Source organism: Campylobacter sp. RM12647, assembly GCF_020138135.1.
GTDB lineage: Bacteria > Campylobacterota > Campylobacteria > Campylobacterales > Campylobacteraceae > Campylobacter_E.
The window spans coordinates 1-256 of record NZ_JACGAS010000078.1; the positions used below are offsets into that span (position 1 = coordinate 1).

Here is a 256-nt window from a genome sequence, read left to right on the forward strand (position 1 = left end):
TGTAAATAGCACTATTAATCTAAGCCAAATAAGACAAGATATAAAAACAAATAATTTTGAATATAAAACAAGTGATAAAGAATTAAATGTATTTTTTAGCCTTGATAATAAAAGCGTAGGAATTAGCTTAGATAAAGATATTTTAAAAGATTTAAAAAGCTTTTTTAATAAAAATGATTTTTTAGAAGAAAATGGAAAAACTATTTTAAAAGGCGACGCTGCTAATTATGTAGCAGGTTGGTTTAGTGAGATTGCT

At 23.8% G+C, this 256-nt stretch carries 1 protein-coding gene; it reads left to right on the forward strand.

The window, feature by feature from the left end; genetic code table 11:
* The coding region (locus tag AVBRAN12647_RS09665) for a hypothetical protein (RefSeq protein ID WP_336615127.1) at positions 1-256 on the forward strand (256 nt) is incomplete at both ends.